This window comes from Paraburkholderia sp. PREW-6R (assembly GCF_039621805.1).
Classification (GTDB): Bacteria; Pseudomonadota; Gammaproteobacteria; order Burkholderiales; family Burkholderiaceae; genus Paraburkholderia.
This window is the reverse complement of the sequence record NZ_CP155073.1, coordinates 2,391,635-2,415,820: the sequence shown is the minus strand read 5'-3', so window position 1 is coordinate 2,415,820 and position 24,186 is coordinate 2,391,635. Positions and strand designations below refer to the sequence as shown.

The following is a 24,186-nucleotide window of genomic DNA, read 5'->3' as shown; positions in this document are numbered from 1 at the left end:
GCGCATTGGCCATCTGGCCAGTCGCAAAGACCGGATCGGGCTGTGTTAGAATTCGGAAAATTTTTTGGAGTAAGTCATGGCAGTTCAACAAAACAAGAAGTCGCCGTCCAAGCGCGGCATGCACCGTTCGCACGATTTCCTGACGACAGCGCCGCTGGCCGTCGAGCCGAGCACCGGCGAAGTGCACCTGCGTCACCACGTTAGCCCGAACGGCTACTATCGCGGCAAGAAAGTCGTCAAGACGAAGAACGACTAATCGTTCATTGCGTTGCGCCGTCTGGCGTTTCGCGTGGCGATCGGCTCGCTTGACATTTTCCTGGCTAGGCAAGAAGGCGGCATTCAACTGCCGCTTTTTTGTGTCGATCGCAGTTGGCGCTTCGGCGCTTGCTACGAGCCCATGCAGGGCGTCTGAAATTTGTCGCACTCCATGACAGTAAAGCTCACGATAGATTGCATGGGGGGCGACCACGGCCCGTCCGTGACCGTTCCCGCCGCCGTCAACTTCGTCCGTTCGCATCCTGATGCGCAATTGCTGCTCGTCGGCATTGAAAGTGCCATTCGTGCGCAATTGAAGAAGTTGAAGGTTCAGGACCTGCCGGCGCTGACCGTCATACCCGCTTCCGAGATCGTCGCCATGGACGATCCGGTCGAAGTAGCGCTGCGCAAGAAAAAAGACTCGTCCATGCGCGTGGCGCTGAACCGCGTCAAGGAAGGCGAGGCGCAAGCCTGCATTTCCGCCGGCAACACCGGCGCGCTCATGGCCGTCTCGCGCTATGTGCTGAAAACGCTGTCGGGCATTGAACGTCCGGCTATCGCGTCCGCATTGCCCAATCCCAATGGCTATACGATGATGCTCGACCTGGGCGCCAACGTCGATTGCGAGCCGCAGCATTTGCTGCAGTTCGCGGAGATGGGGCACGCGCTCGTGTCGGCGCTCGAGGGTCGTGAGCGGCCCACCATCGGCTTGCTCAATATTGGCGAAGAAGTCATCAAGGGCAATGACACGATTAAACGCGCCGGTGAATTACTTCGCGCGAGTACACTAAACTTTCATGGCAACGTCGAAGGCAACGATATCTTCAAAGGCACGGTCGACGTCATCGTCTGCGACGGTTTTGTCGGCAACGTCGCGCTGAAGACGTCGGAAGGCCTTGCGCAGATGCTCTCCAATATCATCAAGGAAGAGTTCGGCCGTTCGTGGCTCACCAAAGTGATGGCGGTGCTCGCGTTGCCGGTGTTGATGCGTTTCAAGCGGCGCGTCGATCACCGGCAATACAATGGCGCTGCGCTCCTCGGCCTGCGTGGGCTCGTGATTAAAAGCCACGGTTCGGCGGACGCCTACGCGTTTGAGTGGGCTATCAAACGCGGGTATGATGCCGTCAAAAACGGCGTGCTGGAGCGCCTTGCGCGTGCAATGGAAGAGAACGCCGGTTCTCTCGAACAGGCGGCGCGCGACGCGAGCGGTGCGGGTCACGCAAGCCCGATCGCAGGCCAGCCAGCCGAGCCCTACGCTGCGCAATCCTCGAAGGCATAATGGCTCAATCGACAATTTATTCCCGCGTGCTGGGCACCGGCAGTTATCTGCCATCCCAACGCGTCACCAATCAGGATCTGGCCGAGCGTCTCGCCAGGCAAGGCGTCGAGACGAGCGACGAATGGATCGTGGCCCGAACGGGCATTCATGCCCGCCATTTCGCCGAACCTGACGTCGCGACCAGCGATCTGGCGCTCATCGCGTCGCAGCGCGCGATCGAAGCGGCCGACATCGATCCGCAATCCATCGACCTGATTATCGTTGCAACCTCCACGCCGGACTTTGTGTTTCCGAGTACCGCGTGTCTGTTGCAGAACAAGCTTGGCATCAGGAACAACGGCGCGGCATTCGACGTACAGGCTGTCTGTTCCGGCTTTGCGTATGCGGTGGCCACTGCGGACAGCTTCATTCGCAGCGGTCAGCATCGCACGGCGCTCGTGATCGGCGCGGAAACATTCTCCCGCATTCTCGATTTCAACGACCGCACCACCTGCGTGCTGTTCGGCGACGGCGCCGGCGCGGTCATCCTGCAGGCATCGGAAGAGCCGGGCGTGCTGGCCAGCGCGTTGCACGCCGACGGCAGCCACTCCGGCATTCTCTGCACGCCGGGCAATGTGAACGGCGGCATCGTGTCCGGCAGCGCGTTCCTGCACATGGATGGGCAGGCGGTCTTCAAGCTCGCCGTCAACGTGCTCGAGAAGGTAGCGGTCGAAGCGCTGGCCAAAGCCGGTCTCTCCGCTGACCAGGTCGACTGGCTGATTCCTCACCAGGCCAATATCCGCATCATGCAAAGCACCTGCCGCAAGCTCGGCCTGCCGCAGGAGCGCATGGTCGTCACGGTGGGCGAGCACGGCAACACGTCGGCTGCGTCCATTCCGCTCGCTTTCGATGTCGCAGTGCGCGACGGCCGCATCAAGCGCGGCCAGAACGTGTTGATCGAAGGCGTCGGTGGCGGCTTCACGTGGGGCGCGTCGGTCATCCGCTATTGATCGCGGCGGCGAGCCCAAAGGCAATCGTTTTTCCGGTGCCTGCGCGTGCTTGTGCTCGCGCGGCGCTCGTGCGGTGCTCGTGCAATGCGCGACGGCGCGCCACCCATATCTGACAACATCGAGTTTGGGGACGTTATGAAATTTGCGTTCGTTTTTCCTGGGCAGGGTTCGCAATCGGTCGGCATGCTCAACGCGTTCGCCGACCACGCGGTCGTGCGTGAAACGGTTCAGGAAGCGTCAGACGCGCTCAATCAGGACCTCGGCAAGCTGATCGCCGAAGGCCCGGCCGAAGATCTGAATCTCACCACCAACACCCAGCCGGTCATGCTGACAGCCGCGTACGCGATCGATCGCGCGTGGCAGGCGGCGGGCGGGCCGGCACCTGCCATCCTTGCAGGCCATAGCCTCGGCGAATACACCGCGCTCGTCGCCGCCGGCGCGCTCGCGTTCCGCGATGCGGTGCCGCTCGTGCGTTTTCGTGCGCAGGCCATGCAAACGGCGGTACCGGTCGGTGAAGGCGGCATGGCCGCCATTCTCGGTCTCGACGACGACACCGTGCGCGCGGTATGCGTCGAGGCGTCGGTCGCCGGCGTGGTCGAGGCGGTCAATTTCAATGCGCCGGCGCAAGTCGTGATCGCGGGCAACAAGGCCGCGGTCGACAAGGCGTGCGAAGTCGCGAAAGCGAAGGGCGCCAAGCGCGCGTTGCCGTTGCCTGTCTCGGCGCCGTTCCATTCGTCGCTGCTCAAGCCGGCTTCGGACCAGCTGCGCGAATACCTCGCGAGCGTGAATATCGAGGTGCCGTCGATTCCCGTCGTCAATAACGTGGACGTTGCCATTGTCAATGAACCCGTCGGGATCAAGGACGCACTGGTGCGCCAGGCGGCCGGTCCGGTGCGTTGGGTGGAATGCGTTCAGGCCATCGCCGCGCAGGGCGTCACGCACGTGATCGAATGCGGGCCGGGCAAGGTGCTTGCGGGTCTGACCAAACGTATCGACGGCAATCTGACCGGCGCGTCGGTGTTCGATCCCGCATCGCTCGAAGAAACGCTCAAGCTCGTCACGGCGAGCTGACTCTCGCGCGTCGCATGCCGGGATCGACGGACTACTTGTGACGCGCTGCTCGTGATGCGCTGCCTGTGACGCTGTATCTCGCATTGCACCAGGAATCAATCAGCCCTGCGAAGGGCATTCGGACTGACAGATGGAAAAGACTCTCGACAAGCAGATCGCGATCGTAACGGGCGCTTCGCGCGGCATCGGCCGGGCGATCGCCATGGAACTGGCTCGCCAGGGCGCAACGGTGATTGGCACGGCGACCAGCGAAAGCGGCGCGGCCGCGATCAGCGAGGCGTTCAACGCTGCCGGCGTGAGCGGTCGCGGTGCGGTGCTGAACGTGAACGACGCCGCCGCAGCCGAAGCGCTGATCGACGGCACCGTAAAGGAATTCGGCGCGCTGCACGTGCTCGTGAACAACGCGGGCATCACGCAGGATCAACTGGCCATGCGCATGAAGGACGACGATTGGGACGCGGTGGTCGACACCAATCTCAAGTCGGTGTTCCGTCTGTCGCGCGCAGTGCTGCGCCCCATGATGAAGGCGCGCGGCGGTCGCATCATCAACATCACGTCGGTAGTCGGCTCGGCGGGCAATCCTGGTCAGATCAACTATGCTGCCGCGAAAGCGGGCGTCGCAGGGATGACGCGCGCGTTGGCACGCGAGATCGGCAGCCGCGGCATCACGGTCAATTGCGTGGCGCCGGGTTTCATCGATACGGATATGACGAAGACGCTGCCGGAAGAGCAGCAAACCGCGTTGAAAACGCAGATTCCACTTGGTCGGCTCGGCACGCCTGACGACATCGCACATGCTGTCGCGTTCCTCGCGTCGCCGCAGGCAGGCTATATCACCGGCACCACTTTGCATGTGAACGGCGGAATGTACATGTCGTAACCGTTTTCGGTTACTATCCGCGCCTTGATGCGTTTGCAAATGCGTCAGGCGCATGCCTTGACAGCAACCGGATGCGCCGCTTTTTTGCCGGGGCAAACCTGATAAAATGCGCGCACCTGTATTTTTGAACTTCTTTTTCCCTTGGAGGGGTAATGGACAATATCGAACAGCGCGTCAAGAAGATCGTCGCAGAACAGTTGGGCGTGGCAGAAGCTGAGATCAAGAACGAAGCTTCGTTCGTCAACGACCTCGGCGCCGACTCGCTCGACACCGTTGAGCTCGTGATGGCCCTCGAAGACGAATTCGGCATGGAAATTCCGGATGAAGAAGCCGAGAAGATCACCACCGTTCAGCAAGCGATCGACTACGCTCGCGCGAACGTCAAGGCCTAAGGTCATTCGCGCCTGCGTTTCTGCGTCGGCGGCGTATGACGCCCTGTCGTGCCGGTCATCGGCGCCAGCAGGGCTGGCGCTTTTTGCCGCGCCGTCTGCCATGCAGGAGCAAGCGATGTCGACTGCGCATTTTTCCGCGCGATTGCCGGGATAAACAGCCACAGGGCACACAGGCCGGTTTCCTGTGGCCGCTGTGGCTTTTGTTTTTGTCATCTATGAAAAAGGGGTTACCGTGAGCCGCCGTCGTGTTGTTGTTACAGGCCTGGGGCTGATTTCGCCTGTTGGCAATAATGTTGCCGACGGCTGGGCCAATCTGGTCGCCGGCAAGTCGGGTATTGCCAATATCACGAAGTTCGACGCGTCGAACTTCTCCACTCGTTTCGCTGGCGAGGTGAAGGGCTTCAATATCGAGGACTACATTCCCGGCAAGGAAGCGCGCCACATGGATACGTTCATCCATTACGGCGTGGCTGCAGGCATCCAGGCGATGCAGGACAGCGGTCTCGAAGTCACCGACGAGAATTCGGAGCGCATCGGCGTGGTGGTTGGCTCGGGCATCGGCGGTCTGCCGATGATCGAAGTCACGCAAACCGAGTTGCTCAATCGCGGCCCGCGCCGCATCTCGCCGTTCTTCGTGCCGGCGTCGATCATCAACATGATTTCGGGGCATCTGTCGATCAAATTCGGCATCAAGGGTCCGAATCTGGCGATCGTCACCGCGTGTACGACCGGTCTGCACTGTATCGGAGAGGCGTCGCGCCTGATCGAATACGGCGACGCCGACGTCATGATCGCCGGCGGCGCGGAATCCACGGTGTCGCCGCTCGGTATCGGCGGCTTTGCGGCAGCGCGCGCACTGTCGCAACGCAATGATGACCCGGCCACGGCGAGCCGCCCGTGGGATAAAGACCGCGACGGTTTCGTGCTGGGCGAGGGCGCAGGCGTGATGGTGCTCGAAGAGTACGAGCACGCCAAGGCGCGCGGCGCGAAGATTTACGCGGAAGTCAGCGGGTACGGGATGAGCGGTGACGCCTACCACATGACCGCGCCGCTCGAAGACGGCGACGGCGCGCGCCGCTGCATGATCGCGGCCATGAAGAACGCTCGGGTGAATGCCGATCAGGTCAACTATCTGAACGCGCACGGCACCTCCACGCCGCTGGGCGACCTGGCGGAAACCACCGGCATCAAACGCGCTTTCGGTGACCACGCGAAAGACATGGTCGTGAATTCGACCAAGTCGATGACGGGCCACTTGCTGGGCGGCGCGGGCGGACTCGAGTCTGTGTTCACCGTGCTGGCCGTGCATCATCAGATTTCGCCGCCGACGATCAACATCTTCAACCAGGATCCGGAGTGCGATCTCGATTATTGTGCGAACACCGCACGTGAGATGAAGATCGACGTGGCGCTGAAGAACTCGTTCGGGTTCGGCGGCACCAACGGCACGCTGGTTTTCAAGCGCGCCTGATCGCCTGGTCGATTAGTGGCACGTCAGTCCTGTACGCCGGGCTCGCCGGCGTTTTCTCCTGATTCGGCACAGTTAGTCGGAGCACCGCAAACTTTGGCTTTGCGGCGCTCCGGCGTCATGCTTGCCGCGCAGGCAATATTCGTCCTTGCCGCGACGTTAGCCGTTTATCGTTGTCTGGCGTCGCATCTGGGCGCCTGGCATGCGTTGCCACTCGTGTTCGCGGTTGGCGCGTGCCTCGTGTGGTGCATGCAGCGACATGAGCGGTCACGGCCTGTCGCGCTAAAAATGGGCGTTGACGGACTGACCGCGTGGGACCGGGCTGGGCGATTGCTGGTAAAAGGGCAGGTCACAGGTTGCGCGCAATGGAGCGATTGTCTGCTGGTTCTGGCCTTGATGCCGGAACACGGCCGCTTGCACACCTTGTTGGTGCCGGCCGATACGCTCACTCACTCTGCGTTCCGGAAACTGGCGGTGCTCGGCCGACGCGCCGCGGGCGCTTGACTGTAACGACTGTAACCGGTGTTACCTGTGTAACGTGCCCAGATGATGGGGACGCTACAATGGTGCCCCGCCATGCGCCCTATAGTTAACGGATTTATCAGGTGAGCGAAAAAGAAATTGATCAGGTGCTGGTCGAGCGCGTCCAGAAGGGCGACAAGGCCGCGTTCGAGCTTCTGGTCTCCAAATACCACCGCAAGATTCTCAGGCTGATCTCGCGACTCGTGCGCGACCCCGCAGAAGTGGAAGACGTGGCGCAAGACGCCTTTATCAAGGCGTATCGCGCGCTGCCGCAATTTCGCGGGGAGTCGGCATTTTATACGTGGTTGTACCGGATTGCCGTCAACACCGCGAAGAACTACCTTGCCACCCAGGGGCGGCGCGCACCCACATCGACCGAAGCAGATGCTGAAGAAGCTGAAACTTTCTCCGACGCCGACCAACTAAGGGATATCAACACGCCTGAGTCGATGTTGATGAGCAAGCAGATCGCCGAGACGGTCAATGCTGCGATGGCGGTTTTACCGGAAGAGCTGCGCACCGCCATTACTCTTCGTGAAATTGAAGGTTTGAGCTACGAGGAAATCGCTGAGATGATGGGTTGCCCAATCGGCACCGTCCGATCACGAATTTTCCGCGCTCGCGAAGCCATTGCGGCAAAATTGCGTCCGTTGCTTGACACACCTGAGGGTAAGCGCTGGTAAACCACCAGTCTGTCTCGAAGGGCGCGGGTGCAATATCTGGATTAGTGGTGTCACTACGGGGTATTCGTAAGATGGGGAGCATCATGGGGTCGGTCTCGGTGCAATCGTATGCCAGCTCGCGCGGCGAGCGTCTGTCTGCTTTTGTCGACGGTGAGCTGTTCGGCGAAGAGCATCTGAATCTGGACAAATTTATTTCCGATCTGGACGGCGACGATCGCGCCGCCTGGTCGAGCTACCACTTGATCGGCGACGCGCTGCGTTCCGATGAACTGGCAGTCAGCCCGGCAGCGAGCAGCGCGTTTCTGAACGGGTTCGCGGCGCGTTTTGAAAGCGAACCGCATGTGCTCGCGCCTGCCGCACAGCCGGTGGCGGCCAGGTTGCTGGCATTGCGCCGTCGGGTGGTGCCGGCGTTCGCCGTCGCCGCTGCGGCTGCCACGCTGACCTGGATCGTCGTGCCGCAACTGCAAGGCGTGCCGGGCGGCTCCCAAGTCGCTTCGGTCCAGCATGGTGACGCGTTGCAGCGCGTGGCCGTTGCGTCAGTGCCCACGGCAACGGCGCAGCCGGTCGCGCAAGACGCCAACATTATTCGCGACGCAAGTCTCGACCAGTATCTGGAAGCCCACCAGCAATTCGCGCAGCAGCCGGTCATGCCAGGTTCCATGCCGCTGATTCGCGCTGCCGCTGTTTCCTCGCAAGGCCAATAGTTTGATGCAGACTCCGCGGTTGAATAAAACGACTATCTGGGGGCGGCTGCCGGCATTCCTGTTCTGTGCAGCCGTATTGTTGTCCGCTACACCGCGGGTCTTTGCACAAACCGACGATCCGCTCGTCGCCCATCGCACGGCCGCGGATCTGCTCGATCGCATTCATCAGGCCGCGCAGCAGCAAAATTACGAAGGCGCGTTCGTCTATCAGCGCGGTAACTTCGTTCAAACCTCACGCATTGCGCACTACGCAACCCGGACGGAAGGCGAGTTCGAGCAGCTCGAAAGTCTGGACGGCAAGCCGCGCAAGATGCTGCGTCACAATGACGAGCTTTACACGTTCGTGCCGGAACGGCATTTGTGCGTAGTCGAGAAACGTCAGAACAAGGACTCGTTCCCGGCACTGCTGGCCGTCAGCGGCGACCAGGTGCTCGCGGTGTACGAGCCGAAGCTGCTCGGCGACGATCGCGTTGCAGGTGTCGACAGCCAGGTGATCGAACTCGATCCGAAAGATGCATTTCGTTTCGCCTACAAGCTGTGGGCCGACAAGAAGACGGGCCTGCTTCTGCGCGCGCAAACGCTCGACCCAAGCGGCCAGGTGCTTGAACAGCTGTCGTTTTCGCAGATTCGTATCGGCGTGCCGGTGGACAAGGCCGCCATTGCAAACGGCATTCGTAATACGCAGGGCTGGACAGTGGTGCGACCGCCGGTGGAACCGGTCGACATGGCCGCGCAGGGCTGGCAGATCACGCCAACCGTGCCCGGCTTTCATATGATTCGTGAGTTGCGCCGCCCAATGGCTGCGCGCGATCCGGGGCAGCCTACCATTCCGGTCGACCAGGCGGTCTTTTCCGACGGTCTTGCGGCGATTTCCGTGTTTGTCGAGCCTGTGGAGAACAACACGCGTAAGGAAGGCTCGGGCAGCAGTGGGGCGACGCATGTGCTGGTCAAGCGACGCGGCGACTTCTGGATTACTCTGCTAGGTGAGGTGCCTCAGACCACGTTGCAGCAATTTGCGTCTGCCATAGAATACAAAGCTCCGAATAAGTAATCCTCCGAATCCTGAATCCCTCGGCTTGCTACGATATGACGACTTTCTCGGTGCGCAAATTCCTCGCCGCCGTGGTAGTAGCGGCGTGTTTGCCGCTCGTACCGCACACGGCATCAGCGGCTCCGGCAGCCAATCTGCCTGACTTCACAGACCTCGTCGACAAGGTCGGGCCCGCCGTCGTCAACATTCGCACCACCACGCGCGTGTCGAACAGTGGCGCGCGCGGTGGCCTGCCGCCCGGTATGGACGACGGCGACATGTCGGAGTTCTTCCGTCGCTTTTTCGGCATTCCGTTGCCTCAGTCGCCGCAGTCGCCCGGCTCACCGCACGGCGGCGATAACGGTGGTAGCGGGAGCGGCAGCGGCGGCAATCAGGATTCGCCGGACAACAGTGATCCGGAAACGAATAGCGGTGTGGGTTCAGGCTTCATCCTGTCCGCGGATGGCTACGTGATGACCAACGCGCACGTCGTAGACGACGCGGACACCATCTACGTCACGCTCACCGACAAGCGCGAGTTCAAGGCCAAGCTGATCGGCGTGGATGACCGCACGGACGTGGCGGTCGTCAAGATCAGCGCCGCCAATTTGCCCACCATCACGATCGGCGACTCGAACAAGGTTCGCGTCGGCGAATGGGTGGTGGCCATCGGCTCGCCGTTTGGACTGGAGAATACGGTCACCGCCGGCATCGTCAGTGCGAAGGGGCGTGATACCGGTGACTACCTGCCGTTCATTCAGACGGACGTCGCAGTGAATCCGGGCAATTCGGGCGGTCCGCTGATCAATATGCAAGGCGAAGTGATCGGCATCAATTCGCAGATCTATAGCCGCACCGGCGGTTTCATGGGCATTTCGTTCGCGATCCCGATCGACGAAGCCATGCGTGTGGCTGACCAGCTGAAAACGACGGGCAAAGTGACACGCGGCCGCATTGCCGTGGCAATTGGCGAAGTGACCAAAGACGTAGCGGATTCGCTCGGTCTGCCGAAGGCGCAAGGCGCGCTCGTCAGCAGCGTCGAGCCGGGCGGTCCGGCGGACAAAGCCGGTGTGCAGCCGGGCGATATCATTCTTAAATTCAACGGGCACTCGGTCGATACCGCAACGGACCTGCCGCGCATGGTCGGCGAGATGAAGCCGGGCACGAAAGCGACGATTACCGTTTGGCGCAAGGGTCAGACTCGGGACTTGCCGGTCACGATTGCAGAAATGCAGCCGGACAAGACCGCCAAGGCCGATACGAAGAAGCCGCCGGTACAGAAGCAGCGCGCCACCAACGCGCTGGGCGTCGCGGTCAGCGATATCCCGCCCGACCAGTTGAAAGATCTGAAGCTGCGCAGCGGCGTGCAGATCGACACCGCGGACGGGCCGGCAGCGCGCGCGGGTCTGCAAAAGGGCGACATCATTCTACGAGTGGGCGACACGGATATCACGAGCGCCAAGCAGTTCGACGAAGTCACTTCGCATCTCGACCCGCAGAAGATGGTCGCGCTGCTGGTTCGCCGGGGTGACAACACGCAGTTCGTGCCGCTTCGCCCGCGCAGCGCGCAAAAGTAACTATGGCCGCGCCGCTCACGCTTTATGGGCGCGCGTGGTGCCACCTTTGCGATGAGATGCGCGCCGCGCTCGAACCGCTGCTCGCGGAATTCGGCGCGCAGATCGAGATAATCGACATCGACGCCGATCCGGCGCTGGAAGCCCGTTACAACGAATGGGTGCCCGTTCTGGTATGTGACGGCGTCGAACTTTGTCACTATCACCTCGACGCGCAACGGGTGCGCACTGCTCTCGCGGCGCGCGTCTCCTGAGCCCTCTTTTCCGCCCCGGCCGTCCAGAATGCGCCGGGCGACGGGCTTTTCGGCTAAAATAGATAGGTTTTTCACCTACTTACAAGGCGTGCTCCGCTATTGTCCGAGCGCGCCTTTTTCGCTTGATCGGTACTGAATGGATCATATTCGTAACTTCTCGATCATTGCGCACATCGACCATGGCAAGTCGACGCTCGCCGATCGCATCATCCAGATTTGCGGCGGCTTGTCCGATCGCGAAATGGAAGCCCAAGTGCTCGACTCGATGGATCTCGAGCGCGAGCGCGGCATCACCATCAAGGCACAAACCGCCGCACTGACCTACAAGGCACGTGACGGTCAGGTGTACAACCTGAACATGATCGACACGCCCGGCCACGTCGACTTTTCGTACGAAGTCAGCCGCTCGCTGTCAGCCTGCGAGGGCGCCCTGCTCGTCGTGGACGCGAGCCAGGGCGTCGAGGCGCAGACCGTCGCCAACTGCTACACGGCAATCGAACTCGGCGTCGACGTGATCCCGGTCCTCAACAAGATCGACCTGCCGGCTGCGAACCCCGAAAACGCGATCAGTGAAATCGAAGACGTGATCGGCATCGACGCGACCGACGCCACGCGTTGCAGCGCGAAAACCGGCCTCGGCGTGGACGACGTGCTCGAAGCGCTGGTCGCCAAGGTGCCGCCACCAAAGGGCGATCCGGAAGCGCCGCTGCAGGCGCTGATCATCGACTCGTGGTTCGACAACTACGTGGGCGTCGTGATGCTCGTGCGCATTGTCAACGGCACGCTGCGTCCGAAAGACAAGATCCGCATGATGGCCACCGGCGCGCAATATCCGGTCGAGCATATCGGTGTGTTCACGCCGAAATCGAAGAATCTCGAGTCGTTGTCGGCGGGGCAGGTGGGTTTCATCATCGCCGGCATCAAGGAGTTGGCCGCGGCGAAGGTGGGTGACACTGTCACGCTCGTCAACCGTCCCGCTGCCGAGCCTCTGCCCGGCTTCAAGGAAGTGAAGCCGCAGGTGTTTGCGGGCCTGTATCCGGTTGAAGCCAACCAGTACGACGCGCTGCGCGACTCGCTGGAAAAGCTGAAGCTGAACGACGCGTCGCTGCAATACGAGCCGGAAGTTTCGCAGGCGCTCGGCTTTGGTTTCCGCTGTGGTTTTCTGGGTCTGTTGCACATGGAAATCGTGCAGGAACGTCTTGAGCGTGAGTTCGACATGGACCTGATCACCACGGCGCCGACGGTGGTGTACGAAGTCCTGCAGCGCGACGGCACGGTCGTGATGGTCGAGAACCCGGCCAAGATGCCGGAGCCCTCGAAGATCGAAGAAGTACGCGAGCCGATCGTCACCGTCAATCTGTACATGCCGCAAGACTATGTTGGCTCGGTCATCACGCTGTGTACGCAAAAGCGCGGCACGCAGATCAACATGCAGTATCACGGCCGCCAGGTGCAGTTGACGTACGAAATCCCGATGGGCGAAGTCGTGCTTGATTTCTTCGATCGGCTGAAGTCGATCTCGCGCGGCTATGCGTCGATGGATTACGAGTTCAAGGAATATCGCGCATCAGATGTGGTGAAAGTCGACATGCTGATCAACGGCGACAAGGTCGACGCATTGTCCGTGATCGTGCACCGCTCGCAAAGCCAGTATCGCGGCCGCGAAGTGGCGGCGAAAATGCGCGAACTGATTCCGCGCCAGATGTACGACGTCGCCATTCAGGCCACCATCGGTTCGAACATCATCGCGCGCGAAAACATTAAAGCGTTGCGTAAGAACGTGCTGGCAAAATGCTATGGCGGCGACATTTCACGTAAAAAGAAGCTGCTCGAAAAGCAGAAGGCAGGCAAGAAGCGAATGAAGCAGGTGGGATCTGTCGAGATTCCACAAGAGGCTTTCCTCGCCATTCTGCGTGTCGAAGACAAATAAGACGAACAACGGAACTCTATGAATTTTGCGCTGATTCTTTTTGTGCTCGTCATCTTGACGGGCGTCGCATGGGTTGCAGACAAACTGGTTTTCATGCCGCAACGGCGCCGCGCGGCGCAAGAGGCAGTCGCCGAGTTTGACCGTCAGCAGGCACGTATTGGCGAGCGTTTCGCCGACGAAAACGCCGCACAGACGCGCGCCCGTCTTCGTGACGACAAGCTGCGTCAACCGTGGTGGCTCGAATATTCGGCGAGCTTTTTCCCGGTGATCCTCGTGGTGTTCGTGGTGCGCTCGTTCGTGGTCGAACCATTCAAGATTCCGTCGGGCTCGATGGTGCCTACGCTGCTGGTGGGCGACTTCATCCTCGTCAACAAATTCGAATACGGCATCCGTCTGCCGATCACCAACGCGAAGATTACCGAAGGCCGTCCGTTGCAGCGCGGCGACGTGGTCGTGTTCCGCTATCCGAAAGACGAATCGGTCGACTACATCAAGCGCGTGATTGGCCTGCCGGGCGACACGGTCGCGTACCAGGACAAGCAGCTCACGATCAACGGCAAGCCGGTGCCGGAAACGCCGCTGCCGGATTACCTGGACGACGAACGCATGGGCTATGCGAAGCAGTTCGAGGAAGATCTCGACGGCCGCAAGAACGCGATTCTAAATAATCCGGCGGTGCCGCCGTTCATCGTGGGCGCTGAAGATTATCCATATCGTGACAACTGCACGTACAACGCGCGCGGCGTGATCTGCAAAGTGCCGCCGGGCAATTACTTCATGATGGGCGACAACCGCGACAACAGTGCGGACAGCCGTTATTGGGGTTTCGCGCCGGACAAGAATGTCGTCGGCCGCGCGTTCTTCATCTGGATGAATTTCAGCGATCTCAAACGCATCGGCTCATTTCACTGAGTCAATCGTCCACTTGTTGTAACAAGTCTGAGCGCATGATTGCGTCACGCGCCGCGCCGTGAGCCGAATGGCTCACAACAGTCGCGGCGTGTTGTCACGCTACTTCAAGAACCCGCGGTAACGTCACACCACCACGCTTGTTCGCGCGCCGTCCGGCGTTTCCGCCCGGTCTGGCGCCCGCGTTATACTCTGCCCATGCCCTTATCTCCGTTGGAAAGCCGTCTGCGCTACGAATTTCGCAATGCGGAATTGCTGCGCCAGGCTTTAACGCACCGTAGTCATAGTTCCACGCATAACGAACGGCTCGAGTTTCTCGGCGATTCTGTTCTCAACTGCGCGGTGGCTGCGCTTTTGTTCCAACGTTTTGGCAAGCTGGATGAAGGCGATCTGTCGCGTGTACGCGCCAACCTGGTCAAACAGCAGTCGCTTTACGAAATTGCTCAGGCCCTGAATATTTCTGAAGGTCTTCGCCTGGGCGAGGGCGAATTGCGCAGCGGCGGCTTCCGGAGGCCGTCGATTCTCGCCGATACGCTCGAAGCGGTGCTCGGTGCAGTATTCCTCGACGGCGGCTTCGACGCCGCCCAGACGGTCATCAAGCGTCTTTACGTGCCCATTCTCGATCACATCGATCCTCGCACGTTGGGCAAAGACGCGAAAACGCTGCTGCAGGAGTATTTGCAGGGCCACAAGATTGCGCTGCCCACCTACACCGTGGTCGCTACGCATGGTGCGGCGCACAATCAGCAGTTTGAAGTCGAGTGCACAGTACCTAAGCTTGAGGTCAAGGTCTCGGGTTCTGGTGCGAGCCGTCGCGCGGCCGAGCAGGCAGCGGCCAAGAAGGCGCTCGATGAGGTGATGGCGGCAGCGCCTGCTGTCGTCGCCAAGCCGAAGCGCTCGAAGGCCGCGCGCGCGGCCAAGCATGCCGAACTCGAAATCGTTCCTGGAGTGACCGGCGTGCAGGCCGCGCTGGATCTGCGTAGCCCTGACCGTAAGGGCGAACGCGGGGCTGGGCGCAGCGAGCCTCGTGCCGCCACGGCGGCCACGGTGGCCGCTGCGGTCGCCGCCGCCAGCGCGGAGCAGGCGGCCGAGCGGGCTGCACAGGCGACGAACGCCGCGCCGCTGGCCGTTATTCGTGCCGCGCATGTGGAGTACAGTGCCCAGGACAAGCCTGAGCGCACTGAAAAATCCGACAGGCCCGACAAGGCGGAAAAGGCAGCCGCTCACGCCCACACGGGCGATAAGCCGGCTGACAAGGCCACAGCGGACAAAGTCGGGGCAGACAGATCCGCAGCAGAAAAGCCTGCAGCAGAAAAGCCGATAGAAGCGAAATCCGCAGAGCCGAAACCCGAAGCCACCGCCGCCCGCAGCATCGAAAAGCATCGCAATCGCGAGAGCCCGGCTGCCGCGGCCGCAGCACCCGGCGCAACACCCGCCGCAACCGAACACGAATCCGGCGTAGCCGACGCGGTGCAAACACGCGTCGCCGACGCAGGCCATTGATTGCCTCCGGCGCGCGTACGTCGTGCGCCGGTTTGAACCTGCCGTAGCCCGAATATGAACGCTCCCACTCCCCCTGACTTTCGCTGCGGCATGGTCGCGATCGTCGGCCGCCCGAACGTCGGCAAGTCCACGCTGATGAACGCGCTGGTTGGCCAGAAGGTCAGTATCACGTCGCGCAAGGCGCAGACCACGCGCCACCGCATCACCGGCATTCATACGCTCGAGGACGCACAGTACATCTTCGTCGACACGCCTGGCTTTCAGACCAAGCACAGCAGCGCGCTGAACCGGTCGCTCAATCGCGCGGTCACGTCCACGCTAACCGCCGTCGACGCGATCCTGTTCGTCATTGAAGCCGGCCGTTTCGGTCCGGACGATCAGAAAGTGCTCAACCTGATCCCGCCGACGGTGCCCACGTTGCTGATCGCGAACAAGCTCGATCGCGTGGCGGATAAGGATTCGCTGTTCCCGTTCATGCAGCAGGTCAGCGCGCTGCGCGAGTTCAACGAGATCGTGCCGCTGTCGGCGAAGAATCCCGACGACATCAAGCGACTGCTTGCCACGATCAAGCCGTTCCTGCCGGAAGGCGCGCCGATTTACGGTGAAGACGACCTGACCGATCGCAGTGAACGTTTCCTCGCGGCCGAAATTCTGCGCGAAAAAGTGTTCCGCTGGACCGGCGACGAGTTGCCGTACACGAGCACGGTGCTTATCGACAAGTTTGAAACCGAAGGCCGCTTGCGCCGCATTTTCGCGACCATCATGGTGGACCGCGACACGCACAAGGCCATGATCATCGGCCAGAAGGGCGCGAAGCTGAAACAGATCAGCACGGATGCGCGCCTCGACATGGAAAAGCTGTTCGACGGCCCGGTGTATCTGGAAACCTTTATCAAGGTAAAGAGCGGCTGGGCGGATAACGAAGCCGGACTCCGCGCGTATGGGTACGAATGACGCGTGGATGACGCTGAATTCCGACGCTGACCCGGACGGCCCGGCGCCGGCCGAACCGGCGCGCGAGCCGTCGAAACCCGCTCGCACTAATCGAAAGTCTTCACCGAAAGCCCGCAGCGCGGAAGGCGCCGAAGCTAAAACGCCCACACGCCGCGCGCCGCGCACGTCCGCTTCCGACCACCGGATCGCCGAGCAGCCGGCGTTCGTTCTCCATAGCTACCCATATAGCGAAACCAGTCTGATCATCGACGTGCTGTCACGCGATCACGGCCGGCTCGCGCTCGTCGCCAAAGGCGCGAAACGTCCGCACTCAGCGCTGCGCGGCGTGCTGCAGACATTCCAGCCGCTTGCGCTGTCGTGGTCGGGCAAATCGGAGGTGCGCACGCTGACCGGCGCGGAATGGGTCGGCGGCATGTTGCCTTTGAAAGGCGACGCGTTGCTCTGCGGCTTCTACGTCAATGAACTGCTGGTGAAGTTCTGTGCGCGCGAAGATCCGCATCCGCAACTTTTCCATCACTACGTCGTCACCATGACGCGTCTCGCGCACGACGAGCCGCCCGTGCAGGTGCTGCGCTCGTTCGAGCGCGTGCTGCTGCGCGAAACCGGTTATGCAATGGCGTTGAATCGCACCGTCGCGCGCAAGGCCGTGCTGGCCGAAGGGCGCTACGTGTTCGATCCCGAGCGCGGTGTGCGCGAGGCGTCCGACGATCTGCCCGCGCAGTGGCCCGTGATCGCGGGGCAGACCTTGCTCGATATGGAACAGGACGATTACCATCGAGCGCTGACCGTCGCGCAAAGCAAAACGCTGATGCGCTTCCTGCTCAACACCTATCTTGGCGGCACGCCGCTCGCGACCCGCCAGATCCTGATCGACTTGCAGAATCTATGAGCTTCTTTCTAACGTCGCCGACCGTGATTGACCTTGGCGTGAACATCGACCACGTTGCCACGCTGCGTAATGCGCGCGGCACGTCGTACCCCGATCCGATCCGCGCTGCGCTGATGGCCGAAGAAGCGGGCGCCGACGCGATTACGCTGCACCTGCGTGAAGACCGCCGTCATATCGTCGATGAAGACGTGCGCAAGCTGCGTCCGTTGCTGAAAACACGCATGAACCTGGAATGCGCGGTGACGCAGGAGATGCTCGATATCGCGTGTGATGTCGCGCCGCACGACGTGTGTCTCGTGCCGGAAAAACGCGCGGAACTGACAACGGAAGGCGGCCTCGATGTCGCCGGCCAGTTCGAGTCCGTGCGCGCCGCATGCAGGCAACTCGCCGACGCGCATTCGCGTGTGTCCCTGTTCATCGATCCCGACGAAACGCAGATTCGTGCGGCGCACGAAGCGGGCGCGCCGGTGATCGAATTGCACACCGGCCGTTACGCCGAAGCCCATGACCCTGCCGAACAGCAGCGCGAGTACGAGAGAGTAGTGCGCGCGGTGGAGTTCGGTGCGACGCTCGGCATCAAGGTCAACGCAGGGCACGGTCTGCATTACACGAACGTTCAGCAGATCGCGGCGATCGACGGCATCGTCGAGCTGAATATCGGCCACGCAATCGTCGCGCATGCGATCTTTGCCGGCTGGGACAACGCGGTGCGCGAGATGAAGGCGATCATGGTCGCCGCGCGTCTCGGCGCACGTTCCTGATCCGGCGACGTCACATGGCAATCTACGGAATCGGTACGGATATCGTGCAGATCAGCCGCGTGGACGCGGTGATGACGCGCACCCACGGCCGCTTCGCCGAGAAGGTGCTCGGGCCCGAAGAACTGCGTGTCTATCATGCGCGTCACGCGCGCTCTGCGGCGCGCGGTCTCGCGTTTCTCGCCACGCGTTTTTCGGCGAAGGAAGCCTTTTCCAAAGCGATCGGGCTCGGCATGCGCTGGCCGATGACCTGGCGCGCATTGCAAACGCTCAACAAACAGAGCGGCGAGCCAATGGTCGTTGCTTCGGGCGAGCTGGCCGAATGGCTCGACGCGCGCGGTATCACGGCGCGTGTCACCATCAGCGATGAGCGCGACTATGCGGTGTCGTTCGTGATTGCCGAAACGGGCGACGCGGCCGCTAACGCGGTTTCCGTGGCGGCTTCTCCGCACGCGCCCGCCAGCGACGAATAATACCTACTGAACGCGGCGCAGGTGGACCGTGTCTCTCCTTGCGTCAAGCTCATTTCCTGCGGAATTCGATGAAAACCAATCCCGGACCGGTGATGCTCGACGTGGTCGGCAAAACGCTGAACCACGACGACAAACGCCGCCTTGCCCATCCGATGACCGGCGGCGTGATTCTGTTCGCGCGCCACTACGAAAGCCGTGAACAACTGATCGCATTGACCCACGCTATCCGCGCGATTCGCAAGGACCTGCTGATTGCGGTGGATCACGAAGGCGGCCGGGTGCAGCGCTTCAAAACCGACGGCTTCACCGTGCTGCCGTCGATGGGCGCGCTCGGTACCCTTTGGAACCAAGACGTGCTGCATGCGACCAAGGTGACGACCGCGGTCGGCTACATTCTCGCGTCCGAGCTTCGGGCGTGCGATATCGACATGAGCTTTACGCCGGTGCTGGATCTGAACTACGGACAGTCGCAGGTGATCGGCGATCGCGCGTTCCATCGTGACCCGCGCGTGGTAACGCTGCTGGCCAAGAGCCTGAATCATGGCCTCGCGCTCGCGGGCATGAGCAACTGCGGCAAACACTTTCCAGGGCACGGCTTTGCGCACGCGGACTCGCACGTTGCGATGCCGGTCGACGATCGTTCGCTCGACGACATCATGCGCGACGATATCGCGCCGTATGACTGGCTTGGCCTGTCGTTGAACGCGGTGCTTCCGGCCCATGTCGTGTACCCGAAGGTCGACTCGAAACCGGCGGGTTTTTCGCGCGTCTGGCTGCAGGACATTCTGCGCAGCAAGCTCCGCTTCGAAGGCGCGATCTTCAGCGACGATCTCTCGATGGAAGCGGCGCGCCAGGGCGGCACGCTGACCGAAGGCGCAAGCGCTGCCTTGCGCGCCGGCTGCGACATGGTGCTGATCTGCAACCAGCCGGAAGAAGCGGAGAAGGTGCTCGACGCACTGCGCTTCACGCCGTCGAAGGAGTCGCAGCGGCGCATCAAGCGCATGCGGCCAACCGGGGACGCCTTGAAGTGGAGCAAGCTGGTCGCCGAGCCGCGCTATCTTCAAGCCAAGGCTTTGTTGCGGAGCACGTTCTCCTGAGCGGTTCGTTCGCGCGGCAGTCGTCGTCATGAAAAAACGGCGCTTCGAGATGATCGAGGCGCCGTTTTGCATGGGTACTTCGAGGCGAACCGGAGTTCGCCGGTGTGGGTGTCAGTTCAAGCGCATGCGCTGCAGCTTGTTGTAGAGCGTCTTCGGGCTGATGCCAAGCAGCGACGCTGCCCGGTGCCGGGTTCCGCCGACGGCGTCCAGCGTGGCGCGGATCAGCATTTCCTCCACGTCCGCGAGCGGCGTGCCGACCGTCACCTGCACGCGGCTGCCGTTCAGATCGCGGCCGTTGCCTGAACCGGCTTCGTCGGCGCGCAGCGATTCCAGCACGTCGCCCGACGCGTGGTAGGCGCGGCGCACGCGATCCTGCAGTTCACGCACGTTGCCCGGCCAATCGTACGCGAGGCATTCGCGCAGGAAGTTCGGGCCGATCTGCTTGGCGACCTCCGATGTGCCGCGTGAGGCCGCCTCGTGATTCAGGTCATCGACGATCGCCTGCGCAATCAGCGTCGAGTCTTCTCCGCGCTCGCGCAGTGGTGGCAGCGTGACGGCGGACGCTTCGAGACGCGATGCCAGGTCTTCATGCATCGAGCCGTCCGCGACAGCCGCGCGCGGCGACTTGCGCGTGGACGCGATCAGGCGGAAGTCCGTGACAACCTGATTCGTGCCGCCGACACGCATGAAAGTCTGCGAGTCGAGCGCACGCAGCAGTGCTTCCTGCTGCGGACGCGGCAACTCCGCGATTTCGTCGATGAAAAGCGTACCGCCGCTTGCCTGTTCGAACAGTCCCGGTTCGCGCTGGTCCGCGCCGCTCAACGCGCCGCGCTCGTGTCCAAACAGCACGCTGTCGAGCGTGCGGTTCGCGGCCAGTGTCGCTGCGGTTCGGCAATCGAATGTCACGAATGGACCTTTGCGACGCCGGCTCATCTCGTGCAGTGTGTGCGCGGCCACCTGTTTGCCGGTGCCCACTTCGCCGCAGATCAGCACCGCGGCTTCGGTCGGCGCGACCTGTTCGATCGTGTCGTACACATGCTGGATCGCGCCGCTGCGGCCGATCATCGACCCGAAACGGCCGAGCTGGCGCAGCGAAGCGCGCAAGGTCTGAACTTCCTCTGTCAGTTCGTAGGGGCGCGGAATACGCGCGAGCAGGCTGCGCAGGCGTGGAATGTTGACCGGCTTGAGCAGGTAATCCCAGATACCGTGGCGCAAGCCTTCAATGGCGCTTTCGACCGTCGCATTTCCCGTCATCACGATCACGGGCAATGCGCCTCCGGGAGGGTGGGCGGGCAGGTGCTGCAGCACGTCGAGCCCGCTGCCGTCCGGCAGATTCAGGTCGACGAGAACGACGTCGGGTATAAAGCGCGTCAATGCTGCACGCGCCTCCGCGATCGTGGTCGCCGTGTCGACGGAAAAGCCGTCGGCGGCGAGGATGGCGGACAGGCCTGACAGGCTATTAGGATCGTCTTCAACAATCAGGGCGTGTGGCATGGCGAGCGCAATTTATTAGATGGATGACATACCTCGAAAGCGACGCCTTCATTCCGGCGCGCATCACGAAGCGCGGTAGCTGGCCGTTACTGCAGGTCGATTGCTGTGGCGAGGCGCTCGCGCAAGCCCTGGCGGCGCGCAAGCGACTGGCCAACTGGCATGGACGCGATGCCCGGCGCGCAGCGACGGGCGGCGGGAACGGCGGCGTAACGACTCATGTAGTTCTGGTCCGTGGTGCCTCTGTGTTGCCTGTTGCTTTGTATTGCTTCTATTACTGTGTTATTGCCTGGTATTGCCGTTTTAATTACCTGATTCCGGGATTGCCCAGCCATTGCGCCGTGCACGCCTGTCAAGAGGCCCGCATTGGCGGCGCCGACCCTCGCGGCGCCGCTCGTAGGGTCATTCGCTACTCCGGGTTTGACTGCAGCCCATGTATGCCTGTACTTCCTTCACTGCGTCTGTCAGAAATCCCGGTTGCTGTCGAAAAAGCGCCGCACTTCGAGTTCAGCTTCTTCACGCGTCTTGCCGTAACGTTCCTGGATCAGGCCGGCAAGTTTGTCGGCACGGCCTTCGGCCTTCGTCAATTCATCATCCGTTAACTCGCCCCACGCCGTTTTAGCCTTGCCGACGATCTGTTTCCACTTGCCTTCAGCGATGTCGTTATTCATGTTGCATCCTCAGAGTTAAGGAAAAATCAGCCAGAGACTGGCTTGCAATCCGAATAAAGCATGGATTATGCCAACTTTATTTACTTAAATTTATCAAGGCTTTGTTAGAGAAATGTCGAGAAGTGTCGGCCTGTTCTATTGGCAAATTTGAACAGCGCGCCGGTAAAGATTTCCTCAAACATACACGCTGTCGCAAAAAAGAAAAAGCGCCCCGAAGGGCGCTTTTCAGTGCGGCGTTTTTGGCTGCAACCGGCATTGCACCGGCGGCCATTCGGCCGGCAGACGCTTTAGGCGCGGCTGCGGTATTCGTGCGTGCGCGTGTCGATTTCGATCTTGTCGCCGATGTTGCAGAAGAGCGGCACTTGCAACTCGAAGCCGGTGGTCAGCTTGGCGTTCTTCAGTACCTTGCCCGACGACGTATCGCCCTTCACAGCAGGTTCCGTGTAGATGATTTCACGGACCAAGGTGGTCGGCAGTTCGACGGAGATGGCCTTTTCGTTGTAGAAGACGACCTCGCAAGCCATGCCGTCTTCGAGGTAGTTCATTGCGTCGCCCATCATTTCCGCTTCGACTTCGTACTGGTTGTAGTCGGCGTCCATGAACACGTACATCGGGTCAGCGAAGTACGAGTAGGTGACTTCCTTGCGCTCCAGCACGACGACGTCGAACTTGTCGTCGGCCTTGTACACGCTTTCCATGCCTGCGCCAGTCAGCAGGTTCTTGAACTTCATCTTGACGACAGCGGAGTTGCGGCCCGATTTGTTGTATTCGGCCTTTTGCACAACCATTGCGTCTGCGCCGATCATCACGACGTTACCGGTGCGGAGTTCCTGTGCGGTCTTCATAAAACTGTCCTGTACGAAATAAGTAGCTTCAACTTTTTGCTCAACGGCATACGGCGCAAGCGATGCCAGTGCTTCATGTGCTTCACTTCACGTACCTCATGCCGCCGCGTGACACGGCTGGCGGGGCGCAGTGTGAAGCGTGTCCAGCCTGCAGCGGGAAAACCCGCGCCGAGGCGGCACAGAACACACCCTCATGGCTCAATCCGTTACCTGCTCTTTTACCCGATGCGGGCGTGTACACGAGGGACGCCAATCAGCGGTGGGCTTCAATCTGCTACCGCGATCGGGCCGCGCTTGCGTCGTCGGCCGTTGGATAACCGCTTATTTTAACTGAGTTTTTGCGAACAAGGCCAGATTTCCGGCGAGGTCGCCGACTTGCGCCAGTTCAGCGGCCCATGCGGCCGCGCGCTGTCTGAGCGCGGGCAGGTGGCGCTGTAATTCCGGCCAGTCGGGGTGGCCGGCGCCATTCCACCCGTGCCAGAAGCGGGTTAGTGCCACGCGCACGCCGTCGGGCAGCGTGCGGGCATAGTGGGCGAGTGCGGCGTCCAGCTTCGGCAGGTGGGCGTCGTCGGCCTGTGGGTAGATCTGCCAGACAAACGGTTTGACGGCCCATTGGGCGCGGACGAACGAGTCTTCGCCGCGCACGAAATTGATGTCGCTGGTCCACAGCAGCCTGTCGTACGCGCGCTGCTCGGTGAAAGCGAGCGCATGGGCGGTAAGGTTGCCGCGCTGCGCGCGTGTGCCCGCGGCGAACGCGGGCAGGCCGAAGAAACGCGCGAGCGCACCCGAGATCCGACCCTCCGGCACCAGCAGCACGACAGAGCCGCCGTCATCGCGCCATTGTTCGAGCAGGCTGTCGACGGCCGGATTCTCGTACGCGAAAAGCGAGATGACGGTCGCCGCGGCAGGCGGCGGCGCGTCGCCGGTGGTCTTGCTCCACCAGGCATCTCGCGCGGACGCGGACGCCTCGAATGCGCTGCGCGTGGCGTCCAGATCGCTTTCCTTCAGGACGCCGCCGGTGCCGGGACCGAGCCCCGGGAAAAAGAACGTCTTGGTGAGCGGATAGCGTGGGTGGGGTGAGGGCCGCAAATGAAAATCCGCGACCCAGTCCTCGGCACTCAGATATTCGAGATTCAGCCACGCCGGCGCGCGCTCGCGCCGTGCCATGGCTGCGACGTAGACTGACGGGAGTTCGCAGGCAAATGCCTCGATCACGACGTCGGCGACTTCCAGTGTGTCGCCGGCATGCGCCGGCTCATGCCAATGTTCGATGACGATGCCGTCGACCGTCTGCCGCGCCTGATCGAGCGCGAGCGCCGGCAGGAGTTTTTGGAACGCGTGCAGATCGTCGACGAACAGGCGCACCTGCCAGCCGTGTTCGCTCGCAAGCTGCCGCGCAAGACGCCAGCACACGCCGATGTCGCCAAAGTTGTCGATCACGGCGCAGAAGATGTCGCAGGCAATCCGTGCGGGCGTCACGGACGACGTATCGGAAGCGGCGAGCTCAACGGGCATGGTGGCGCAGGCGAGGAATGATGCGGGTGGGAAAGCGCGCCGCGCGTTTG

General features: G+C 61.6%; 26 protein-coding genes. 21 read left to right on the top strand and 5 right to left on the bottom strand.

Annotated elements, in window-relative coordinates; all coding sequences use genetic code 11:
* The first annotated feature begins 76 nt into the window (after nt 1-76).
* The 21 genes from rpmF (at nt 77) to nagZ (ending at nt 19,614) form a co-directional block, all read left to right on the top strand.
* Nucleotides 77-256 (top strand): 50S ribosomal protein L32, encoded by a 180-nt coding sequence (rpmF, locus tag AAGS40_RS10450; protein WP_006025797.1) that lies wholly within the window; start codon nt 77-79, stop codon nt 254-256.
* Between the two features lie 171 nt (nt 257-427).
* Complete coding sequence (gene plsX, locus AAGS40_RS10445) at nt 428-1,534, top strand: phosphate acyltransferase PlsX (protein ID WP_345811186.1); 1,107 nt, start codon at nt 428-430, stop codon at nt 1,532-1,534.
* Nucleotides 1,534-2,523 (top strand): beta-ketoacyl-ACP synthase III, encoded by a 990-nt coding sequence (locus AAGS40_RS10440; protein WP_345811185.1) that lies wholly within the window; start codon nt 1,534-1,536, stop codon nt 2,521-2,523. The genes plsX and AAGS40_RS10440 overlap by 1 nt, the downstream gene beginning before the upstream one ends.
* A 135-nt stretch (nt 2,524-2,658) precedes the next feature.
* Entirely contained in the window at nt 2,659-3,594 is a 936-nt protein-coding gene (fabD, locus tag AAGS40_RS10435; protein WP_345811184.1) for an ACP S-malonyltransferase, read from the top strand.
* Between the two features lie 130 nt (nt 3,595-3,724).
* Nucleotides 3,725-4,474 carry a 3-oxoacyl-ACP reductase FabG gene (gene fabG, locus AAGS40_RS10430; RefSeq protein WP_345811183.1) on the top strand — a complete coding sequence of 250 codons (750 nt, stop codon included), beginning with the start codon at nt 3,725-3,727 and terminating at the stop codon, nt 4,472-4,474.
* A gap of 152 nt (nt 4,475-4,626) precedes the next feature.
* Nucleotides 4,627-4,866 (top strand): acyl carrier protein, encoded by a 240-nt coding sequence (gene acpP / locus AAGS40_RS10425; RefSeq protein ID WP_004197638.1) that lies wholly within the window; start codon nt 4,627-4,629, stop codon nt 4,864-4,866.
* A gap of 232 nt (nt 4,867-5,098) precedes the next feature.
* Complete coding sequence (gene fabF / locus AAGS40_RS10420; RefSeq protein ID WP_345811182.1) at nt 5,099-6,337, top strand: beta-ketoacyl-ACP synthase II; 1,239 nt, start codon at nt 5,099-5,101, stop codon at nt 6,335-6,337.
* A gap of 117 nt (nt 6,338-6,454) precedes the next feature.
* The gene (locus tag AAGS40_RS10415; RefSeq protein ID WP_345811181.1) at nt 6,455-6,838 is read left to right on the top strand and encodes a hypothetical protein; all 384 of its coding nucleotides are present in this window, start codon (nt 6,455-6,457) and stop codon (nt 6,836-6,838) included.
* 101 nt (nt 6,839-6,939) lie between these two features.
* Entirely contained in the window at nt 6,940-7,539 is a 600-nt protein-coding gene (gene rpoE, locus AAGS40_RS10410; protein WP_006051939.1) for an RNA polymerase sigma factor RpoE, read from the top strand.
* An 83-nt stretch (nt 7,540-7,622) separates the two neighbouring features.
* Complete coding sequence (locus AAGS40_RS10405; protein ID WP_345811180.1) at nt 7,623-8,243, top strand: RseA family anti-sigma factor; 621 nt, start codon at nt 7,623-7,625, stop codon at nt 8,241-8,243.
* Between the two features lie 4 nt (nt 8,244-8,247).
* A complete protein-coding gene (locus tag AAGS40_RS10400) occupies nt 8,248-9,294 on the top strand; it encodes a MucB/RseB C-terminal domain-containing protein (protein WP_345811179.1) in 1,047 nt (348 codons plus the stop codon).
* Nucleotides 9,295-9,329: 35 nt separating this feature from the next.
* Entirely contained in the window at nt 9,330-10,850 is a 1,521-nt protein-coding gene (locus AAGS40_RS10395) for a DegQ family serine endoprotease (RefSeq protein ID WP_345811178.1), read from the top strand.
* 2 nt (nt 10,851-10,852) lie between these two features.
* Nucleotides 10,853-11,101, top strand: a complete 249-nt coding sequence (locus AAGS40_RS10390; RefSeq protein ID WP_345811177.1) for a glutaredoxin family protein — start codon at nt 10,853-10,855, stop codon at nt 11,099-11,101.
* Nucleotides 11,102-11,237: 136 nt separating this feature from the next.
* Nucleotides 11,238-13,031, top strand: coding sequence for a translation elongation factor 4 (gene lepA, locus AAGS40_RS10385; RefSeq protein WP_345811176.1), 1,794 nt, complete (start codon nt 11,238-11,240; stop codon nt 13,029-13,031).
* A gap of 18 nt (nt 13,032-13,049) precedes the next feature.
* A complete protein-coding gene (gene lepB / locus AAGS40_RS10380) occupies nt 13,050-13,943 on the top strand; it encodes a signal peptidase I (protein WP_345811175.1) in 894 nt (297 codons plus the stop codon).
* A gap of 195 nt (nt 13,944-14,138) precedes the next feature.
* Entirely contained in the window at nt 14,139-15,443 is a 1,305-nt protein-coding gene (gene rnc / locus AAGS40_RS10375) for a ribonuclease III (RefSeq protein WP_345814358.1), read from the top strand.
* Between the two features lie 54 nt (nt 15,444-15,497).
* A complete protein-coding gene (era, locus tag AAGS40_RS10370; protein WP_345811174.1) occupies nt 15,498-16,397 on the top strand; it encodes a GTPase Era in 900 nt (299 codons plus the stop codon).
* Complete coding sequence (recO, locus tag AAGS40_RS10365; protein ID WP_345811173.1) at nt 16,384-17,286, top strand: DNA repair protein RecO; 903 nt, start codon at nt 16,384-16,386, stop codon at nt 17,284-17,286. The genes era and recO overlap by 14 nt, the downstream gene beginning before the upstream one ends.
* Complete coding sequence (pdxJ, locus tag AAGS40_RS10360) at nt 17,283-18,047, top strand: pyridoxine 5'-phosphate synthase (protein ID WP_345811172.1); 765 nt, start codon at nt 17,283-17,285, stop codon at nt 18,045-18,047. The genes recO and pdxJ overlap by 4 nt, the downstream gene beginning before the upstream one ends.
* A gap of 14 nt (nt 18,048-18,061) precedes the next feature.
* Nucleotides 18,062-18,517 (top strand): holo-ACP synthase, encoded by a 456-nt coding sequence (gene acpS, locus AAGS40_RS10355; protein WP_345811171.1) that lies wholly within the window; start codon nt 18,062-18,064, stop codon nt 18,515-18,517.
* 68 nt (nt 18,518-18,585) lie between these two features.
* Nucleotides 18,586-19,614, top strand: coding sequence for a beta-N-acetylhexosaminidase (nagZ, locus tag AAGS40_RS10350; protein WP_345811170.1), 1,029 nt, complete (start codon nt 18,586-18,588; stop codon nt 19,612-19,614).
* Nucleotides 19,615-19,725: 111 nt separating this feature from the next.
* Here nagZ and AAGS40_RS10345 read toward each other — a convergent pair whose 3' ends face one another.
* From AAGS40_RS10345 to earP, 5 genes are all read right to left on the bottom strand, one after another.
* Entirely contained in the window at nt 19,726-21,108 is a 1,383-nt protein-coding gene (locus AAGS40_RS10345) for a sigma-54 dependent transcriptional regulator (protein ID WP_345811169.1), read from the bottom strand.
* An 86-nt stretch (nt 21,109-21,194) separates the two neighbouring features.
* A complete protein-coding gene (locus AAGS40_RS10340) occupies nt 21,195-21,326 on the bottom strand; it encodes a hypothetical protein (RefSeq protein ID WP_345811168.1) in 132 nt (43 codons plus the stop codon).
* 243 nt (nt 21,327-21,569) lie between these two features.
* A complete protein-coding gene (locus tag AAGS40_RS10335) occupies nt 21,570-21,776 on the bottom strand; it encodes a CsbD family protein (protein WP_345811167.1) in 207 nt (68 codons plus the stop codon).
* A gap of 287 nt (nt 21,777-22,063) precedes the next feature.
* Entirely contained in the window at nt 22,064-22,621 is a 558-nt protein-coding gene (efp, locus tag AAGS40_RS10330) for an elongation factor P (RefSeq protein WP_345811166.1), read from the bottom strand.
* Between the two features lie 321 nt (nt 22,622-22,942).
* Nucleotides 22,943-24,136, bottom strand: coding sequence for an elongation factor P maturation arginine rhamnosyltransferase EarP (gene earP, locus AAGS40_RS10325; protein ID WP_345811165.1), 1,194 nt, complete (start codon nt 24,134-24,136; stop codon nt 22,943-22,945).
* Nucleotides 24,137-24,186 lie beyond the last annotated feature (50 nt).

Excerpts from the sequence above, each read along its gene's own strand:
- AAGS40_RS10340 (WP_345811168.1), bottom strand. The coding sequence starts at position 21,326 with ATGAGTCGTTACGCCGCCGTTCCCGCCGCCCGTCGCTGCGCGCCGGGC.
- AAGS40_RS10440 (WP_345811185.1), top strand. The coding sequence starts at position 1,534 with ATGGCTCAATCGACAATTTATTCCCGCGTGCTGGGCACCGGCAGTTAT.
- fabG (WP_345811183.1), top strand. The coding sequence starts at position 3,725 with ATGGAAAAGACTCTCGACAAGCAGATCGCGATCGTAACGGGCGCTTCG.
- AAGS40_RS10335 (WP_345811167.1), bottom strand. The coding sequence starts at position 21,776 with ATGAATAACGACATCGCTGAAGGCAAGTGGAAACAGATCGTCGGCAAG.
- pdxJ (WP_345811172.1), top strand. The coding sequence starts at position 17,283 with ATGAGCTTCTTTCTAACGTCGCCGACCGTGATTGACCTTGGCGTGAAC.
- AAGS40_RS10405 (WP_345811180.1), top strand. The coding sequence starts at position 7,623 with ATGGGGTCGGTCTCGGTGCAATCGTATGCCAGCTCGCGCGGCGAGCGT.
- nagZ (WP_345811170.1), top strand. The coding sequence starts at position 18,586 with ATGAAAACCAATCCCGGACCGGTGATGCTCGACGTGGTCGGCAAAACG.
- plsX (WP_345811186.1), top strand. The coding sequence starts at position 428 with ATGACAGTAAAGCTCACGATAGATTGCATGGGGGGCGACCACGGCCCG.
- fabD (WP_345811184.1), top strand. The coding sequence starts at position 2,659 with ATGAAATTTGCGTTCGTTTTTCCTGGGCAGGGTTCGCAATCGGTCGGC.
- acpP (WP_004197638.1), top strand. The coding sequence starts at position 4,627 with ATGGACAATATCGAACAGCGCGTCAAGAAGATCGTCGCAGAACAGTTG.
- lepB (WP_345811175.1), top strand. The coding sequence starts at position 13,050 with ATGAATTTTGCGCTGATTCTTTTTGTGCTCGTCATCTTGACGGGCGTC.
- AAGS40_RS10390 (WP_345811177.1), top strand. The coding sequence starts at position 10,853 with ATGGCCGCGCCGCTCACGCTTTATGGGCGCGCGTGGTGCCACCTTTGC.
- acpS (WP_345811171.1), top strand. The coding sequence starts at position 18,062 with ATGGCAATCTACGGAATCGGTACGGATATCGTGCAGATCAGCCGCGTG.
- AAGS40_RS10395 (WP_345811178.1), top strand. The coding sequence starts at position 9,330 with ATGACGACTTTCTCGGTGCGCAAATTCCTCGCCGCCGTGGTAGTAGCG.
- recO (WP_345811173.1), top strand. The coding sequence starts at position 16,384 with ATGGGTACGAATGACGCGTGGATGACGCTGAATTCCGACGCTGACCCG.
- earP (WP_345811165.1), bottom strand. The coding sequence starts at position 24,136 with ATGCCCGTTGAGCTCGCCGCTTCCGATACGTCGTCCGTGACGCCCGCA.
- efp (WP_345811166.1), bottom strand. The coding sequence starts at position 22,621 with ATGAAGACCGCACAGGAACTCCGCACCGGTAACGTCGTGATGATCGGC.
- AAGS40_RS10345 (WP_345811169.1), bottom strand. The coding sequence starts at position 21,108 with ATGCCACACGCCCTGATTGTTGAAGACGATCCTAATAGCCTGTCAGGC.
- AAGS40_RS10415 (WP_345811181.1), top strand. The coding sequence starts at position 6,455 with ATGCTTGCCGCGCAGGCAATATTCGTCCTTGCCGCGACGTTAGCCGTT.
- lepA (WP_345811176.1), top strand. The coding sequence starts at position 11,238 with ATGGATCATATTCGTAACTTCTCGATCATTGCGCACATCGACCATGGC.
- AAGS40_RS10400 (WP_345811179.1), top strand. The coding sequence starts at position 8,248 with ATGCAGACTCCGCGGTTGAATAAAACGACTATCTGGGGGCGGCTGCCG.
- rpmF (WP_006025797.1), top strand. The coding sequence starts at position 77 with ATGGCAGTTCAACAAAACAAGAAGTCGCCGTCCAAGCGCGGCATGCAC.
- rnc (WP_345814358.1), top strand. The coding sequence starts at position 14,139 with ATGCCCTTATCTCCGTTGGAAAGCCGTCTGCGCTACGAATTTCGCAAT.
- era (WP_345811174.1), top strand. The coding sequence starts at position 15,498 with ATGAACGCTCCCACTCCCCCTGACTTTCGCTGCGGCATGGTCGCGATC.